The 17352-nt window shown below is 71.4% G+C and carries 15 protein-coding genes and 1 CRISPR repeat array; of the genes, 10 read left to right on the top strand and 5 right to left on the bottom strand.

Annotated features, from left to right (window positions below; translation table 11 throughout):
• Window positions 1-49 precede the first annotated feature (49 nt).
• Window positions 50-373, bottom strand: coding sequence for a hypothetical protein (locus tag ACFV9H_RS11985; protein WP_385396659.1), 324 nt, complete (start codon window positions 371-373; stop codon window positions 50-52).
• Between the two features lie 1284 nt (window positions 374-1657).
• Between ACFV9H_RS11985 and ACFV9H_RS11980 the strand changes: the two genes are divergently transcribed.
• Both ACFV9H_RS11980 and ACFV9H_RS11975 read left to right on the top strand, forming a co-directional pair.
• Complete coding sequence (locus ACFV9H_RS11980) at window positions 1658-4060, top strand: N-6 DNA methylase (protein ID WP_385396657.1); 2403 nt, start codon at window positions 1658-1660, stop codon at window positions 4058-4060.
• Between the two features lie 93 nt (window positions 4061-4153).
• Window positions 4154-4432 (top strand): hypothetical protein, encoded by a 279-nt coding sequence (locus ACFV9H_RS11975; protein WP_385396655.1) that lies wholly within the window; start codon window positions 4154-4156, stop codon window positions 4430-4432.
• A gap of 192 nt (window positions 4433-4624) precedes the next feature.
• Window positions 4625-4958: direct repeats of the CRISPR family, unit length 28 nt; unit sequence TGCTCCCCGCGCACGCGGGGATGAACCC.
• 105 nt (window positions 4959-5063) lie between these two features.
• Here the strand turns inward: ACFV9H_RS11975 and ACFV9H_RS11970 are convergent.
• Window positions 5064-5831, bottom strand: a complete 768-nt coding sequence (locus ACFV9H_RS11970; protein ID WP_385396653.1) for a transferase — start codon at window positions 5829-5831, stop codon at window positions 5064-5066.
• 81 nt (window positions 5832-5912) lie between these two features.
• Here ACFV9H_RS11970 and ACFV9H_RS11965 point away from each other — a divergent pair, with 81 nt between their 5' ends.
• On the top strand, window positions 5913-6794 hold the full coding sequence (locus ACFV9H_RS11965) for a glycosyltransferase family 2 protein (RefSeq protein WP_385396651.1): 882 nt from the start codon (window positions 5913-5915) through the stop codon (window positions 6792-6794).
• Here ACFV9H_RS11965 and ACFV9H_RS11960 read toward each other — a convergent pair.
• The 3 genes from ACFV9H_RS11960 to ACFV9H_RS11950 all read right to left on the bottom strand — a co-directional run bounded on the left by ACFV9H_RS11960 (window position 6791) and on the right by ACFV9H_RS11950 (window position 8470).
• On the bottom strand, window positions 6791-7873 hold the full coding sequence (locus tag ACFV9H_RS11960; protein ID WP_385396649.1) for an NAD-dependent epimerase/dehydratase family protein: 1083 nt from the start codon (window positions 7871-7873) through the stop codon (window positions 6791-6793). The two genes, ACFV9H_RS11965 and ACFV9H_RS11960, sit on opposite strands and share 4 nt — an antisense overlap.
• Window positions 7874-8015: 142 nt before the next feature.
• A complete protein-coding gene (locus ACFV9H_RS11955; RefSeq protein WP_385396647.1) occupies window positions 8016-8246 on the bottom strand; it encodes a hypothetical protein in 231 nt (76 codons plus the stop codon).
• Entirely contained in the window at window positions 8243-8470 is a 228-nt protein-coding gene (locus ACFV9H_RS11950; protein WP_385396645.1) for a hypothetical protein, read from the bottom strand. The genes ACFV9H_RS11955 and ACFV9H_RS11950 overlap by 4 nt, the downstream gene beginning before the upstream one ends.
• Before the next feature lie 169 nt (window positions 8471-8639).
• Between ACFV9H_RS11950 and ACFV9H_RS11945 the strand changes: the two genes are divergently transcribed.
• The 7 genes from ACFV9H_RS11945 to ACFV9H_RS11915 all read left to right on the top strand — a co-directional run bounded on the left by ACFV9H_RS11945 (window position 8640) and on the right by ACFV9H_RS11915 (window position 17235).
• The gene (locus tag ACFV9H_RS11945) at window positions 8640-10001 is read left to right on the top strand and encodes a tetratricopeptide repeat protein (protein ID WP_385396641.1); all 1362 of its coding nucleotides are present in this window, start codon (window positions 8640-8642) and stop codon (window positions 9999-10001) included.
• Window positions 9998-10870 carry a glycosyltransferase family 2 protein gene (locus tag ACFV9H_RS11940; RefSeq protein ID WP_385396639.1) on the top strand — a complete coding sequence of 291 codons (873 nt, stop codon included), beginning with the start codon at window positions 9998-10000 and terminating at the stop codon, window positions 10868-10870. The genes ACFV9H_RS11945 and ACFV9H_RS11940 overlap by 4 nt, the downstream gene beginning before the upstream one ends.
• 1200 nt (window positions 10871-12070) lie before the next feature.
• Window positions 12071-13696, top strand: coding sequence for a type I-E CRISPR-associated protein Cse1/CasA (locus ACFV9H_RS11935; protein ID WP_385396637.1), 1626 nt, complete (start codon window positions 12071-12073; stop codon window positions 13694-13696).
• Window positions 13693-14289 (top strand): type I-E CRISPR-associated protein Cse2/CasB, encoded by a 597-nt coding sequence (gene casB / locus ACFV9H_RS11930; RefSeq protein ID WP_385396635.1) that lies wholly within the window; start codon window positions 13693-13695, stop codon window positions 14287-14289. Before ACFV9H_RS11935 ends, casB begins: the two co-directional genes overlap by 4 nt.
• Entirely contained in the window at window positions 14286-15647 is a 1362-nt protein-coding gene (locus tag ACFV9H_RS11925; RefSeq protein ID WP_385396633.1) for a type I-E CRISPR-associated protein Cas7/Cse4/CasC, read from the top strand. Before casB ends, ACFV9H_RS11925 begins: the two co-directional genes overlap by 4 nt.
• The gene (gene cas5e, locus ACFV9H_RS11920) at window positions 15644-16489 is read left to right on the top strand and encodes a type I-E CRISPR-associated protein Cas5/CasD (protein WP_385396631.1); all 846 of its coding nucleotides are present in this window, start codon (window positions 15644-15646) and stop codon (window positions 16487-16489) included. The genes ACFV9H_RS11925 and cas5e overlap by 4 nt, the downstream gene beginning before the upstream one ends.
• Window positions 16486-17235 carry a type I-E CRISPR-associated protein Cas6/Cse3/CasE gene (locus ACFV9H_RS11915; RefSeq protein WP_385396629.1) on the top strand — a complete coding sequence of 250 codons (750 nt, stop codon included), beginning with the start codon at window positions 16486-16488 and terminating at the stop codon, window positions 17233-17235. The genes cas5e and ACFV9H_RS11915 overlap by 4 nt, the downstream gene beginning before the upstream one ends.
• The last annotated feature ends 117 nt before the right edge of the window (window positions 17236-17352 follow it).

Genomic DNA, 17352 nt, shown 5'->3' with positions numbered 1-17352 from the left:
AGGAAGATCGTCAGACCTCCCCCCCACCTTCCGCTCCCGGGCGGCGGGGTCAAAGGTCTATTGAGCGGCCTGTGCCGGGCCCGGGGCGTGTCCGGCCACCGGTGTCATCTCCGAGCCCGGCAGGGTGGCCCCGGGATGGCCGACGGCCGACGGGCACGACCGGGTTCCAGGGGGAGGGCACGCCGTCCATCCGGCTGTCGTGGTCCTCCCCGCCCTCCCCGGAGACGCGCAGCAGGATGCCGCGCACGGCGCGGAGGGCGTACGTCCCGCCATAGACGACGTGCTGCCGGCTGTACCCCGGCTTCAGGGCAACGGACCGCACGGGGTGCCCGGCCTCCCAGGGCAGGGGCCGCTCCAGCGCGACGGCGTCCACGCGCTCCCGCGTGGGCAGGCCGGCGCCTGCTGCGCACTGAACAGCTCGACTGCCCGTCACTGTTGCGGAGTACGGCAGTTGGGCACTGTATGCGCCGATCGCCGCAGTCCGCGCCGTGCCGGTCCGGTCGGCTGGTAGGCATGACGGAATTGCCGGATTCGGTGAAAGTACTCACGAACGCCTCTCGGCCCGCCTACAGTCCCAGTTCACGGACCGTGCTCCCCGCGCACGCGGGGATGACCCCCGGTCATGGGCCTACGTCGACGACGTGCTGTCCTGCTCCCCGCCCACGCGGGGATGACCCCATCAGCGTCTGTTCCCCGAAGAGATTCACTAGCTGCTCCCCGCGCAGGCGGGGATGACCCCGAGGCCGCGGACGGGTTCACAATCGTCCACTCCTGCTCCTCCCGCACGCGGGGATGACCCCAACGGCAACTACCGCCGAGCCCTTGAGTTCCTCTGCTCCCCGCGCGCGCGGGGATGACCCCCAGCGGACAAACGGCTTGAGGTCCGTGTGCACCTGCTCCCCGCGCATGCGGGGACGACCCCTGGAGCGTGGGCACCGCGTACGCGCTCAACCGGGCACTCCCTGCGCATCGGCCTTGCCTCCATCGGCCCGAAGAGGGGCAAGTACGCCATCGCTATCGCCGACCAGGGAGGCTGGGACCGGCTCTCCCGCTCGATGCTCTGCTACATGCAGCATGAGGACGGCTGGGACGATAACGCCTGTGCCGGGCTCGCCTGACCGAGCCTCGGAAGATTACAGATCAGCCAAGGTCGGACCTGCCCCATGTACACGGTTGCGTCCGAGGGTCGGCTGAGGCGCTACGAGATCCGCTCTCCGCGTGATGCGCGTATGGCGGGAGCCATGCTGGTGCAGTGGAACAGCGTCCGGAGGTCGGTCGAGCCGGGATCCCCCCGTCCAGCGTGCACGGGATGCGCCGTACAGCCTCTGGTTCATCTGCTCCCACGTGCGAGGCGCCGGCGAGGGCCGAGCGGCGTTCGTCGCCCGCACTGGACGTGTCACGCCTGGGGTAGCCGGACGGATCGGCCAAGCGTTAACCCCCTTGCATGCTAGACATCGCAATCCGGCACTAGCGTGGGCCATGCTGGGGCACGATGAACCATCACCTGGGACAAACTGTCGGATGTTGCTCTGCCGGGCTATCGGTGCGGGGGAAGTTGTCCTGTGAGTACTGGCAGTACTCACAGGACGCAACGGTTGTCGATCCCGTACGTTTCTCAACAACGGGACGCCCACCGGGCGGAGTTCGAAGGAGCAGCATGGGAAGCAGCCCTACACCGCAGTACGTCGACGACCCTCAGATCACGCGGGCACGGATCGCGGAACTGGCCGACGTCACGCGGCCGACCGTGACCGTCTGGGAGCGACGGTCCCCGGACTTCCCCACGCCCAGGAAAGCGGGAGGGACGGACTACTTCCTCCAGTCGGACGTCGTGAGCTGGCTCGACGGCCGCCGCGTTCCGCTGCACCTGCGGAGGCCGGAGGAGGGCGAAGGGACTACGTACGGCCATCGGGCACGAGGCTCGCTGACCCAGGGCGAGAAGGGAACGCATCTCCCCGTCACCGACGCCCGGGAGCCGCAGGACCGGCCGGCGCAGCGGGCGACCGTACCGGCGAACCGACAGCTGGTGCGCAAGCTCATGGGACCGCTGGCCGATCAGGCGCGCGGTTCGGGATCGATGGTGAACTACCTGCACCTGCTCCTTGCGCTCCACTTCCTGCGGACCATGTCCGGCGAACGCTGGACCGAGGTCCGGGCCAAGGCGGCTGCGATCGAAGCCTCCGGGGGAGCGGGCAGCGAGCTGCTGGACCACATCGGCCGTGAAGTGGACGCCGAGGTGAAGCGGCTGGGAATGCTGCCCCACTTCACGGATTCGCTGGCCGATCTGACCCCCAGGAACGCGGGAGTCCTCACCGCAGTCATCGGCCTGGTGGGCAAGCTCGACGGGGACGACGCCTTTGAGTTGATCATCGATGAGTACGAGGCGCACGGACGGCTGCGCAGCCGTGAGTTCTTCACGCCGAAGGGTGTGGTGAGGCTGATGGCAGGCCTGGCGGCCGGCTCCTGCAGCCGGGCTCCCCGCACCGCCTACGATCCGTACGTTCGCGGTGGGGAGTGTCTCGTGGCGGGGCTCGCGCTCTCGGAGCTGCTTCGTCTGCGCGATCCCAACCGCGAGCCGCTCAAGGTGTTCGGACAGACGACCGTCCCCGCCGCGGGGCGCCTCGCGAGCCTCAACCTGGCACTGCGCGGTGTAAGGGCCGGCGTGCGTCTGGAGCGCAACGAGCCATGGGCCAGTGGCCTGGACACCACCGGACGGGCCGACTTCGTCCTCACCAACCCGCCGTTCAACATGAAGGACTCGACGGGGCAGGCCCGCCGTACCGGAACGTGGGCCTACGGCGCGCCCCCGCTGGACAACGACAACTTCGCCTACGTCCAGCACGTACTCGCCTCCCTCCGGGAAGGCGGGCGGGCCGTGATGGTGATGCCCACCAAGGCGGGCAACTCGGGCAGCGCCGCCGAGACGGCCATCCGCAAGGCCATGGTGAGCGCGGGGGTCGTGGAGTGCGTGATCGCGCTGCCCGCCAGGCTGTTCAGCGGCACCGCGGTCCCCGTGTCCGTGTGGCTGCTGCGTCACCCGAGCGAGCCGTGCGAACAGGTGCTCTTCTTGGACGCGCGCCGGCTCGGCACCAAGAAGGGGCCGCGGACCGTCCTGGAGGAGCACGAAGCCCGTGCACTCCTCGACATGTACAGGGCCCACAACGGCTCGCCGCGCCGGTATCCCGAGGACGTTCCGGAGCCGCCGAGGAACGTACCGAGCGCGCTGGTGGACCGTCAGACACTGCTCCGCGGAGCCTGCTCACTCAGTCCCGTGGACCACGTCCGCCCGGCAGGGCGCGGGGACGAGAGCCCGGACGAGCAGTCCCCGTCCGGAGCGGACACGCCGGAGCTGGCCTGGGACGAAGTGGCGTGGCTGAAGGACCGCAGCGCGGACGCGGACGAACACGCGGACTCCTTGCGCAGGGAGATCGCCCTGGGTGAGCCGAGCGGAGCGGCCTGGCGTACGGCGCAGCTCGCCGTCCTTTGCGAGATCAAGGCCGGCCCCTCGTTCTCACAGTTGCGTCCGAAGGACCGTGGTCCCGCAGGTGTCGTGCCGGTGGTGTTCCCGAGGCATCTCCGGGAAGGGCGCATCACCGACCCGGGGGAGGAACGCATCTCCTGGGAGCTCGCCGTACGGCTCGCGCACTTCGAGCTCGAGGCCGGGGACATCGTGTGCGTACGTGCAGGCAAGCCGGGCCCGCCGGCGATCGTACGGGCCGACCAGGTGGGCTGGCTGCCGAGCGGGAACCTGACTCGCCTGCGCGTACGCAAGGACGCCGAGGTCGATCCCGACTACCTCCTCGCCTGGATGAGCCGCCCGGATGTGCTCGCCTGGGTCGAGGACCGGTCGGCCGCCACCGCGGCATCGTCGATCAGTACCGGGACACTCGGCCGCCTGGAGGTGAGGCTTCCTCCGCTGCTCGAGCAGCGCCGTATCGCCGAGCTGCTGGCGGTCCTGGAAGCACAGGCCCGCGCACACGCGGAACTGGCGGCCGCCGTAACCAGGGCGCGCGGCCTGCTGGCTGAGCAGTTCCTGAACCCGATGCCGGTGTCGACCTGACCCTGACCCTGACCCTGACCTGACCCTGCCTGTTCCGTTGCGTCTTCCCCCGTTCATCTCCGTTCCGCCAAACCGTCCGAAAGGGACACTTCCGTGACCGCCTCCGAAGACCCCACAGCCACGCCCACGGCCATGCCCCCGGCCACCACCACAGACATTCACGCGGCGTGCGCCCAGCCCGTCTGGGCGCTCTGGTTGCTGAGCATGATCCTCTTCTCTCTGGTCATCGCGTTGTCCGCCGGCCTCGTGGAGAGCCTGGCGGGCGCCGGTCTCCCGGAGGTCCTCCGCTCCGGCGGAACCGGCTTCGCCACAGCGGTGGGATTGTGCCTGGTAGCCGTGCCCGCGGTCCGGGAGCTCAGGAAGCGGCGATAGCGACACTTGCATGCTGCGGGCGCGGGTGATCCAGCCGCTGCCTCCGCCAGGCCGCTGGTACCCACGCGGCGTGGCTCGGCGGGCGTCCGCGAACGGAGTCACGGCTCCTAGGTAGATATGGGTAAGTTGCCGGGTTCGGTGAAAGTACTCGAGAACAGCGCGCTGCCCGCATAGAGTCCCAGGTCGGAAAGCCTGCTCCCCGCGCACGCGGGGATGAACCCGGGGTCAAACCGAAAGGATCACCTATGTATGGCTGCTCCCCGCGCACGCGGGGATGAACCCACCCCCGTCGAGATCACCATCGGCCTCGGCACCTGCTCCCCGCGTACGCGGGGATGAACCCGGGTTCTGCCCGGCGATTTGCGCACCGCGCACCTGCTCCCCGTGCACGCGGGGATGAACCCGTGGCAAACGGGGTGGTCTTCGTAATGGGACCGTGCTCCCCGCGCACGCGGGGATGAACCCACACAGGGGATGGAGGTCGACGCAAGCGGCTGCTGCTCCCTGCGCATGCGGGGATACCCCCGTCGAGCTGCCGCTCACTGGAATCTGCGCCGATGCACCAGGCATGCCGGAATGCCGCAGAGAGTTGAACAGCCGGCCCCAGCGCCTCGAGGCACACCCCGAGGCGCTACCCGTCCCTCGTCGCCCGCCGCCGGCGGGGGTGGACCGTGGCTTCCGAGGTGTGCGGAGTCGTGACGACCGAGTCTGCGGGGACGGCTCGTGCGGCGAGGGTGACGCCGCTGTGGATCAGGGTGCGGCGGCCGATGGCCGTGCCGGGGCCGAGACTCAGGGTGTTGCCGGTCTGGACGTGGTCGCCGATGAGGGCGCCGAATCGGGTGGTGCCGCAGCGGTAGATGCCGTGCGGGGTACGGGTGATCACCTCGCGGTCCGGCCTGCGCATGTCGCCGCTCATGTGGATCGCGGCCACCGTGACCCCGGCTGACAGGTGTGCGCCGGCGCCGACGAGCGTGCGGTTGACGCCGATGCGGTGTCCGAGGACGGCGCCTTCGCCGACGTACGAGGCCGTCACCTCGCAGTTGAAGCCGACCTGAGCCCCGGCGCCCAGTACGGAGCCCTTGCGGACCGTCGAGAACTCCCACACGCGTGCCCCCGGGCCGACGATCACATCGTCCCCGACGATCGCCCGGGGGTGGATGAAGGCGGTCGGGTGGATGCGTCCGCCCTCGCCCAGGCGGGCCAGCGCCGCCCGGTGCAATGACTCCCAGTCGGAGAGGAAGGCCGCGAGGTCGTACGTCTCCAGGCCGGCGTAGGGAGTGGCGGCGAGCGAGGCGTCGTTCGTGGGGGCGGTGATGTAGTCGCCGAGGAGGATTGGGTTCCGGTTCCGGTTGCGACTCGGGGGCGGGGGCGGGGGCGGGTTCGGGGGCGGGGTGGGCATGAGCCTGCCTTTCGGGGACGGGGCCCGGCAGCCGGCGGCGGTAGGCTCGCCGTTCACCTGGGCGCTGGAAGGAAGTGGTGGATGGTGTCCCGACCGCGGGTGGGCGTGGCCGTGCTGACGATGGGCGACCGGATGCCCGAGCTGCGGGCCTTGCTGGACTCCGTCGCCAAGCAGGACGAGGCAGCCGCACGGATCGTCGTCGTCGGCAACGGATGCGCCCTGCCAGACCTGCCGGACGGCGTCACAGGGGTGGAGCTCGCCGAGAACCTCGGCGTCTCCGGCGGGCGGAACGTCGCCTGGCGGCGGCTGCGGGAGTTCGGGGACGTCGACGTCCTGGTGGACCTCGATGACGACGGCCTGCTCGTCGATGCCGACGTGGTGGTGCGGATCGCCGACCTGTACGAGGCGGGGGAGGGGCGGCTCGGCATCGTCAGCTTCCGGATTGCCGACGAGGCCGGGGAGACGCAGCGGCGGCACATCCCGCGGCTGCGGGCGAAGGACCCGATGCGGCGCGGGCTGGTCACCACGTTCCTCGGGGGCGGCCATGCCCTGTCGATGCCGATGCTGGAGAGGACGGGCGGCTGGCCGGACGAGTTCTTCTTCACCCACGAGGAAACGGACCTCGCCTGGCGTGCGCTCGACGCCGGCTGGGACATCCTCTACGAGCCCCGGCTCGTGCTCCAGCACCCCAAAACCTCTCCCGCCCGGCACGCGGTCTACTACCGGATGACCGCCCGCAACCGGGTCTGGCTCGCCAAGCGCCACCTGCCCGCCCCCCTCGTGCCCGTCTACCTCGGCGTGTGGACCGCGCTGACCGTGGCCAGGACGGGGTCGGTGACCGGGCTGCGCGCCTGGTTCGGTGGTTTCGCCGAGGGGGTACGGACCAGCGCCGGCCCCCGTCGGCCGATGCGGTGGAGCACCGTCGTACGGATGGCTCGGCTGGGTCGGCCGCCCATCGTCTAGGCCTGCGCCAGCCAGCCGGGGGCTGCCTGCGGGGAGTTCTGCAGCCACGCCACATAGCGGGCCACCCCGTCGGCGACGGTCACCTTCGGCTTCCAGCCCAGGATGTTCTCCATGCGGCGCACCGAGGCGTAGCCGCCGAGCGGGTCCCCGGCCGGCAGCGGCGTCTCCAGCAGCGGCGTGCCCGGGTAGTGCGCGCGGACCAGGTCGGCGACCTGGCGGATGCTGGTGGCCACCCCGGTGCCGAGGTTGACGGTCTCGGTGTGCGCCCGCGGGGATGCCAGCGCGCGCAGCGTACCTTCGGCGATGTCGTCGACGTGGGTCAGGTCGCGGACCTGGCGGCCGCCACCGTTCAGGTGCAGCGGCAGCCCGAGCGAGGCGCGGGCGGCGAACCAGGCCACCACCCACGAGTGGCTGTTCGGCTTGACGGTCTGGGGCTCCCCGTAGACGGAGAAGTACCGGACGATGCTGTACGAGATGCCGACCTGCCCGAGGACGAGCGCGGTCTGTTCCTCGCCCCACGCCTTGGTGTTCCCGTACACCGACACCGGCCGCATCCGGTCGCCCTCGTGGAACTGGGGTGGGATCCGCCCGTGGACCGCCTCCAGGAGTTGGCGCATGGTCAGCAGCTCCTGGCTGTGGGCCTCCTCGGGGCTGCCGTCGCCGTAGACGCTGGCGGAGGACACGAACACCATCCGCCGGATCCGGGGACTGGCGGCCACGGCGTCCAGCACGGCCTGGGTGCCCGCGATGTTCGTGTCGATGGCGGCGAGCGGCTCGCGCGTGCAGGCCGCCACGTCCGCGAGGGCGGCCGCGTGGACGACGTAGTCGCACTCGGCGACGAGTTTGCGCACGAGCGGTGCGTCGCGGACGTCGCCGCAGACCACGTCGGGGTCGGTGGGGTCGACGCCGAACACGTCGGTGTAGACGTGCGGCGGGTAGGCGTTCATGCTGCACAGCGAGATGGGGCGGGCGCCGAGCGCGCGCAGCCGGGCGGTGATGCGCGAGCCGATGAGTCCCGCGCCGCCGGTCACCAGGACGGTGGAGCCGGTCAGGGCGGCGAGGGGGGAGCGGTCGTACACGATGCCTCCGTGCGGTGTCGGGCGGCGGCGGTCCAGGCGGGACCGTCGCGCCGTTCGGTTTGGGGGTGTCAGCAGCGGGGTGGGGAGCTCCGACCCCGGGGCCGGCGGTTGTCCTCCGGGTCGGGGTCCGGGTCGGATCGGCTCAGGTGGCCGCGACGGGCTGGACGTTGGCCACGGCGGTCGCCAGCTCGATGCCGCCGGCCTTGGGGCGGATGTAGGCGCGGCGGGTCCAGCGCGGGCCCGCGTGGGTGGCGACTTCCTCCAGGACGACGGCCATCAGCAGCCCCTCGGTGCCGGAAGCGACGTCGCGGACCAGGCGGCCCAGCAGCGGATGCGCTTGATGGCCGAAGCCGATGTCGGCAGGCGCGTTCATCGCCGGTGGTCCCCGGCGCTGGTGCCGGTTCCGTTCCGGCCGACGGGTTGCTGGGTGACGGTGGTGGTGGGGCCGAAGCCGTTCAGGAAGCGGGCGAGGCCCCGGTCGGCGCGGGCCAGGAGGCCGGGCGAGGGGGCGCCGTACGGCAAGCGGACGCAGGCCTCGGGGCCGGCCGTCGTCTCCGTGGTGTGGTCGGTGTCGTCCGCCGGGCCGTTCACTGTCACTGCCGGCCTCCTCCTCGCATCGGCTGACGGTCGGCCAACACGGCCTGTGCCCCGCCGTCGGACTTCGGCGGGTGCTTGCATTCAGTGAACATGCGGTCACGCAGTGCCGGTACGGTGAGGGTCCCGGGAACCCGTTCAATCCGTTCAAGATCGCTCCAGGGGGCCGAAGATGACGGAGAGCCGGACACCGAACGCGGAGCTGGCCGCCGTCATCGCCGAGGCTGGAGTCACGTACTACGCGCTCGCGCGGGAGATCCGGGCGGTGGCGGCCGAGGCAGGGGAGGCGCTGGGCACCGCGCCGTCGGCCATCGCCTACTGGGTCGCCGGAGGGACACCGAGCGGTCGGACCCGCTCATACATCGCCGAGGCTCTGTCGAGAAAGATCAAGCGGAAGGTGACGGTCGCCGAAGTCGGTCTAGGCTGCGCAGGCATCGGGGAGGCGCTGAGCGCGGACCCCCTGGCCACTGCCGCCGACCTCGGGAGATCAGTGATGCTCCGCCGCAGGGAATTCCTCAATGCCGCCTTCGCCACGGCTGCCGTCGGTCTCCCCCTGGCCTACGACCACGAGGTGGTGGCCGCCACGTTCAAGGCGGCCGGGAACGGCGGGGCCGTCGGCGCGGAGGAGGTCGCCGTCGTCCGTCAACTCACCGAGATGTTCCGGAGCGCGGACGACAAGCTCGGCGGCGGCCACGGCCTGACCACGGTCACCGCCTACCTCACCGACACCGTCACCCCCATGCTCCGGGCCCGGTTCCCGTCGGAGGCGGTACGCGCGGACGCCTTCGGGGCGGCCGCGCAGTTGGCTTGCCTGGTCGGCTGGAAGCACCACGATCTCGGACGTGATGGCGCGGCCCAGCAGTACTACCTGCTCGGATATCAACTGGCTTGCGAATGCGACCCGGCCGGCCACGGCGCGTGGCTCATGCGGGCGATGACGCACCAGGCCCTCGACCTCGGCCAGCCGGGTTCGTGCGCGGAGCTCGGGGAGGAGGCGCTGCGCCGGGCGTCGGGCAAGGTCGACCGGCAGACCGAGGCGCTTCTCCTGGTCACGTGCGCCAGGGCGTACGGGACCGTCGGGGAACGCGGGAAGGCGGCAGGGGCGCTGCTGGCTGCCGAGGACGCGCTGTCGGACACGCGCGATCCGGTGCCGTCGTACGCCGCCGCGTCCGGGCCCGTTGCGGCGACCGTCGCCTCGCACACGGGCAGGACGCTGACCGCCATGAAGGACTACTCCGCGGCCGAACGGCACTACCGCACGGCGATGGTGGCCCGTACGCCGGGCACGTACCAGCGCGGACACGCCCTGACCATGGTCAACCTCGGGAAGTCGGTCGCCGCACAGCACCGCCACGAGGAGGCCGTCGGGCTGTGGAACCGCTCGCTCGACTTCATGGACGGCGTGGCTTCCGACCGGAGCCGGAAGGAAGTCCGGTCCATCCGTACGGTGGCGGCCGGCTACCGCAGGCGCGGCGTGCTCGGAGCGGCGAGCCTGGAACAGCGCGCCACCGAACTCCTGCGAGCCCGGGCATGAACGCCAGGGTGGGTGTGGTGGTTCTGACCATGGGGGACCGGGATCCGGAACTCCGCGCGCTGCTCGACTCGGTGGCGGCGCAGGAGGGCGAGGCGGCGACGGTCGTGGTCCTCGGCCAGGGCGTGAAGCCGGGTCCGCTTCCGGACGGGGTGGAGGCCGTCGAGCTGCCGGAGAACCTCGGCATCCCCGGCGGCCGGAACGCGGGCGTGCGGTGGCTGCGCGAGCACGGCGGCGTGGACATCGTCCTGGTCCTGGACGACGACGGCCTGTTGCCCCGGACCGACAGCCTGCGGCTCGTCCGGGAAGCCTTCGCCGAGAACCCGCGACTCGGGGTGGTGAGCTTCCGGATCGTCGACGAGGAGGGCCTCACCCAGCGCCGCCACGTACCCCGCCTTGGCGGCGCGGATCCGGCGCAGTCGGGGCCGGTCACCACGTTCCTCGGCGGTGCCCACGCGATCCGGATGACTGTGATCGACCAGGTCGGTGACTTCCCGGCGGAGTTCTTCTACGCGCACGAGGAGACGGACTTCGCGTGGCGGGCGCTGGACGCGGGATGGGAGATCGACTACCGGGCGGACCTGCTCCTCCGCCACCCGCGTACCCAGGCGTCCCGGCACGCGGTCTACTACCGCAACACCGGCCGCAACCGCGTCTGGCTGGCCAAGCGCCACCTGCCCGCCGTGCTGGTGCCCGTGTACCTCGCCACGTGGGCGGCGTACACGGTGGCACAGCGGCCACCGCTGCACGGGCTCAGGTCGTGGTGGGCCGGCTTCTTCGAAGGCGTCCGCGTCCCGTGCCCGCCACGGCGGCCCATGCGGTGGCGGACGGTGTGGCGGATGACGAGGCTGGGCAGGCCGCCGGTCATCTGAACCGCTGCGTGGCGCTGTCCGCGTCGTCTTCGGCGTGTGGGCGGCTGCGGGCGCTGCGGTTGCCCCGGGCCGCCTCGCGGCGAGGCCCCGCGCTACCGGGTTTGCGGCCCATGCCCGAATCTGCAGAAGTGGCAGGTCCGAGCTTGCTTCCTGCACTGGCGGGGATGAACCCTGGACGGCACAGGGGACGCCCTGGACCCTGGCCTGCTCCCCCGTTGCGGGGGATGAACCGTGGATGGGCGGAGGGGTGGCTACGATCCTGTTCTGCCTCCCGCTTCGGCGGGGATGAACCCCAGGTGCAGCTCACGCGAGTGGAATGCGCCCGCTGCTCCCCGCCCGAGCGGGGATGACCCCAAGGCACTCGGCTATGTGGACGGTGGTGGTGTGTGCTTCCCGCCCGCGCGGGGATGAACCCTTCGACGGCCTCGGTGCCCGCGCCGGGTTCGACTGCTCCCCGCGCCCGCGGGGATGACTCCAGGTCGTAGAGCGGGGCGGCATAGTCCGATCGCCGCTCGCCCGCACCGCGGGGATGCTCTCCACTGGCAGCTCGCCATCGAGGCGCACGCGGCCTGCTTCCCGCACCTGCGGGGATGAACCCGACTTCGCGCTCAACAACTGTTGGGCTGCTGGCTCCTCCCCGCGCCCGCGGGGATGACCCCACGAGGAGGTCGGTGGTGACGTCCGTGCCGGCCTGCTCCCGCACCCGCGGGGATGACTCTCACAACGTGACCGGCATCGGCATACAGATCGCCTACCCCCGCACGCGGGGGATGATCCCGACAACAACTCGCGCCTGGACGCGTACCCGGCCTGCTCCCCGCGCCCGCGGGGATGAACCCCACAGCACAAACCGGAGTTGCTCGGGGGTGAACTGCTCCCCGCACATGCGGGGATGATCCCGACGTGGCTCCGGCCGGCCCGATCTTCCTGGACTGCTCCCGCTGCGCAGGCGGGATGAACCCATCGACGGTACGCCGATCATGTACGCGATGAAGGGCCCGCACCCGCGGGGATGACCCGAGCATGAGATGGGCTCTGGGCCGTCATGCCTCTCGCACGGAACCCGGCTGGCAGCTCAAGTCCACTTCCTCCTACGGGAGTTGGGATTTCCCGAACCTGCCCTATTGCCCCCGTTCGCCTGCTAGCGTCCTGCCCCATTCCAGCAAGCAACCGTTATGAGCAGAGAGCTGACGATGCAACTTGGCTGAATCACGCACCCCGCGCGACGGGGCGATACGCCCCCGATGGGATCCACGGCAGCAGCCATGCGTACCGGCCCTGACCCTCGACGACCGGCTCGTCGAGCTGAGTCTCGTCGACGTGCTTCACGATGCCGACGGCCTCCGCAGCGTGGAAGGCGCCACGCCGGGGGAGAAGGTCGCCGTCATCGAGTTCTTGCTGGCCATCTGCTTCGCGTCCGGCACCTACCCGGCCTCCGCCGCCGAGTGGCCGGCATGGGTGGACGAGAAGGACGCCCTGCAGCCCGCCGCCGAGTGGCTCGCGCAGCGTCCCGAGGGCGAGGTCTGGGATCTCTTCCATCCCACCGAGCCGCTCGGGCAGAACTCGCTCCTCGCTCCCTTCCTCGACCGGCACGGCGCCGGTCCGGCGCAGCTGGTGATCGAGCAGGTCGGCGACTACAACCAGTTCTTCGATCACCACCACCTCGAACACCCCCGCCCGTTACCCGTCGCCCAGGCCTTCCGGGCCATGCTCACGCAGCACGTGTACGGGCCGGCTGGCCGGGCCCGGATCTCCGGCAAGGAGACGCTCGGCCCCACCGTCACCAATCTCGCCGCCACCCGCCTCGGCACCCGGATCCGTGTCATCGCGCTCGGCGAGACCCTCGGCGAGACCCTCCGTCTCAATCTGGCCCCGGTCCCCGGGCCGCCCGGAGAGCTGAACCGCTCCTGGACCGTGGGCAAGGAGCGCCGCGGCTTCAAGACCAAGCCCAACGGCCGCCCGGTCGGCGGCCCCGCCGACCTGCACAGCTATCTCGGCCGGTCGGTCCTCCTCCGCCCGACCCCCGAGGGCGACGCCGTGGACCGGGTGCTCCTCGGCGCCGGCGAACTGCTCGCGCTGACGGACGAGCACCTCCAGGACGCGGTCCCCGCCAAGAAGGCGGACGGCACGACCAAGCCGCTGTGGGCCTCGGCCACCCGCGCCGTGTGGCGGGACGCCCACTCTCTCTACGCCGCCGTGGACAAGGCCCGTTCCTCCGACGGTGCGAACGGCGGTGCGACCCTGTACCAGCGGCTCGCGCTCTTTCCCCCGGAGGACGTCGCCCCCGAGCCCGGGCAGCAGCCGGCCCGCCGCGTCGAGCTGTGGACGGTCGGACTCGTGGCCAAGCAGACCACGGCCATCACCTGGGTCGATGGGACCTTCCCCTTCGCCCCGGGCCTTGAGGCGCGGCTCTACCTCGCCTCCTTCCGCGGCTCGGAGATCGCCGAGTACGTGGCTGCGGCCCTGGGCAAAGCGGCGTACGCGGCCTGGACCGTCGCCTACCCGAACCCCAAACCGGCCGACAAGACCGGCCAGATCGCACGCTTCGACGCGCGCGGCATGCACTGGGCGGCGACGCGGGAACCCTTCGACCTCCTGATGGACGAGACCACCATCGGCGAGCCGGTCTCCGAGTGCCTGCTCGACTACGCCGCCACGGTCGCCGCCTCCGCCCGCAGGTTCCTCACCGCGTGTCTCGACTCGCTGCCGAGGAACGCGCAGGGCGCCAAGGCGCAGGCCGCGGCCCTGAAGCGGTTCGACGACGAGCTGGCCTCGCCGAAGGCACCGGCCGAAATCCGAGCCGAAATCCGAGGGGAGAGGGCATGACCACCCAAGCGGAGTCCAAGTCCAAGCCCGGACCCGAGAGCAGTGAGAGCAGCGCCGCCCTGACAGCCTGGCTCGCCGGCCTCGTGCACAACCGCAACTACGGGAGCCTCGCCGATCTGCGGCGCCCCCGGGTCCGCAAGGAACCCCACTTCCGGGCCATCTGGTACAGCCCCAGCGAGGAGCAGGAGGAGATCTACGAGCAGGTCGCCTTCCTGTTCGCGATCTACCACCAGGGCCGGTCCGAGCCCGCCTACGGATACGGCAACCTCGGCGAGGCCGCCCGCCGTATCGGCAACGGCGCCGGATACGGCCCGGACGACCCCGGTGCGGCCCGTCTCGTCGACCGGATCGTGTCCAGCCGCCGGATCCCCTGGCGCCACCTCCAGCACGCCGTCGCCCGGCTGCGCTCCTGCGGCGCGAAGCCGCCCTCCTGGGCCCGGCTCGCCGACGACCTGAGTCAGTGGAACGACCGCAAGGCCCGCATCTCCTACGAGTGGGCCGTGGCCTTCCACATGTCCCGCTCCCGGGCCGCCGGTGCCCGCACCGGCACGACCGTCGCCGCCGACACGATCCAGAAGGGCACCACCACGTGACCAGCAACGCCTCCTCCACCGGCAGCCAGTTCCTCTCCCTGCACCTCCTGGAGACCCTGGTCGCGGTGCTGCCCGTACGTGACGAGAACGGCTCTCCCAAGTCCATCGTCTACGGCGGCACCGAGCGGCACATGATCACGAGCCAGGCGCGCCGCCGCGCGGAACGGGTCCACACCCGCGACCGTGCCAACGCGGGCATCGGAGCCCTGGCCGGCCGGAGCACCGGCGTGCGTACGCGCGAATGGGCGCTGATCACCGGCCGTGAACTGGCCTCCGCGCACGGCTGGGACGCGGACGAGGCCATCCGTACGGCCCGTGCCGTCATCGAAGCCACCGGGCTGAAGTTCGGCGACCCGGCCAAGAAGACCGTCGCGAACCTGACCAGGGTGCTCCTCTTCGCCCCCTCCGACGCGGGCACGCGCATCGCCGCCCACATTCACGAGCGGGCCGAGGAACTGGGGCCCTGGACGGCGGAGTACCTGGCGGCGCAGGCGGCGGCCGCGGCGAAGACCAAGAAGGGCGGCCGCAAGAACGCCGACCAGGAGGCGGCCGACGCGGACGAGTTCGCTGAAGGCGCAGGCCCGGCCGCCGATGCCAAGCTGCCCGCGCTGTCGTCCGCGACCCGTACCGCGGTGCTCACCGCGCTCGCGCCGCGCGACGCCATCGACATCGCCCTGTACGGCCGCTTCCTCGCCGAGATCGCCGACTCCCCGAACGTCGACGGCGCGGTCCAGAGCAGCCACGCCTTCACCGTGCACGAGGCGGAGCAGGTCGACGACTTCTACGCGGCCGCCGACGACGCGAAGCTCGACCGCAAGAAGAACGCCCTGGACTTCCTCGACGCCGCCGACGACTCGGGAGCCGGCATGACCGGCTACCAGTCCCTGATCACCGGCACGTTCTACCGGCACGCCGTCCTCGACCGCCTCAAGCTGCGCAGGAACCTCCGGGCCGCCGGCATGACGGCCGAGGAGGCCGAGGAGGCGTCCGTCGCTGCCGAGGCGGAGTTCGTCACCGCCTTCGTCGACGCCTTCCCCGAGGCGAAGAAGAACTCGACCGCCTCCACCGGCTCGCTGCCCGCCCTGGTCCTCGCCTTCGAGGGCGAGCGCCCGTACAACTACGCGGCGGCCTTCCAGGCCCCGATCGACGAGAATCCGCTGGACAAGGGCGGCGAGGGCCCGGCCGGGCCGGCCGCGGTCAAGCGGCTGCTGAAGCACCACGCCTTCGTCAGCAAGCGCCGCCCCGACATCCGGTCCGGCCGCGTCCTCACCTACGACCCCCAGATCGACGCGCTCCTGGGCACGCTGGGGGCCCACGGCGCGACGCCCGTCACCTCCGCCGAGGAGCTGACGGCGTGACGCACGTCCTGCTCGTACGGCTCGCCGCCCCCCTGCAGTCCTGGGGGGCGGTGTCCCGCTTCTCCCACCGGGACACCCACACCCGGCCCACGAAGTCGGCGGTGATCGGTCTGTGCGCGGCGGCACTCGGCCGGGACCGGACCGACTCCGTGGACGACCTCGCCCATCTCGTCTTCGGCGTCCGCGCCGACCATCCCGGCACCCCGGTACGCGATTACCACACAGTCGGCGCGGGGAAGTACCCGCTGCGCCCACGGGACGTCATCACCGATCACCGGCGGGCTGCGGCTGTGGCCGGGAGCATGGCGGCTGCCGAAGGTCCCGGCTTCGGCCACCACGAACTGGCCGGGTGGTACGGGGCACCGAAGAAGATCACGGCCGATCCCGTATCCGGGGCCCTGGTCTCCGCGGAGCTCTCCCGTACGGCGCTGATCACCGAGCGCTGGTACCTGTCGGACGCGGCGTTCGTGGCCGGACTCCAGCACGAGGACGGGGCCCTGCTGGAGGAGATCGCGTACGCCCTCGAACACCCGAAGCAGCTGCTGTGGCTCGGCCGGAAGTCCTGCCCGCCCTCCGGAACGCTGGCCGCCGGCATCCTGCCCGGCACGCTCGCCGAGGCGTTCGCGGCCAAGCGGCTGCTGCCGGGCCCGGAGGGCCCCGACACCTCGGGCCGCCGCCCCTGGGCCTGGCTCCAGGCGGCGTCGGGCGCCCGTGGGGCCTCGCCGGTCAACGACCAGCCGGTCAGCTTCGATCCGGCCCGCCGGGCACACGCCACGCGCTGGGAGACCCGTATGCGCGTCACCATCGCTCCGACCGCCACCGAATGGGACATCATCCCGTGAACACCGTGAACAACGTGCACACCGGGAACAGCACGCGCGCCTCCACGGCACGCTTCGTCGCCACCCACTCCATCCTGACGCTGAACGCCCGCCACCCACTCGTGGCCAAATCCCTCGTCGACGCCCAGGAGATGCACCGCACCGTGATGAGCGGATTCCGCGGCTGGGTCGAGGACGGCGACCCCGACGCCCGCTCCCAGATGGGCGTCCTGTCGACCTGGTCGGTGGACCTCAAGGCGGCGGCGCTCGTGCTGGTCGTGCAGTCCAGGATCCCGGGCGACTGGGCCCGGATACCGCGCGCGGCCTTCACCGCCCCGCCGCACATCATCACCGTCGACCGCACCTTCAAGACGGGCGAGGTCGTGGGCTTCCGTACGGTCGTCAACCCGACCCACAGCAGGCCTTCCGGCAAGCCCGCCGAGGAGAAGGCCCGCGGTACGCGGACCGCCCACACCACGCCGGACCACGTCAAGCGCTGGTTCGAGCGCCGCCTCCAGGCCGACGGCGACCCGGCGACGGCCGAGGACGGCGTGGTCCGCATCGGCGCCACCGCAGACCCGGACAGCCTCGGCATCCGCATGCTGCCGACGCTCTCCAGCGCCCACCGGCGCAAGCCCGTACGCATCGGCCGCGCCGAGATCCGCGGCTCCCTGACGGTCACCGACCCGGAAACCCTGGTCGGAGTCCTCTCCAACGGCCTCGGCCACGCCCGCGCCTACAGCTGCGGGCTGCTCCTGACCCGCTGAGGAACGCGGCCGCGGTTTCCGGGGGGGGTGCCCCTATGGGTTTGGTCAAGCTGATGGGGCGGGTTGGGGTTCGTAGAAGGTGCCGTCGCGGAGCATCGCGAAGAGCACGTCGGTTCG

The organism is Streptomyces sp. NPDC059874 (genome assembly GCF_042731135.1).
GTDB lineage: Bacteria > Actinomycetota > Actinomycetes > Streptomycetales > Streptomycetaceae > Streptomyces.
Note: the sequence above shows the minus strand (reverse complement) of the source record. Positions and strands in the feature narration are given on the sequence as shown.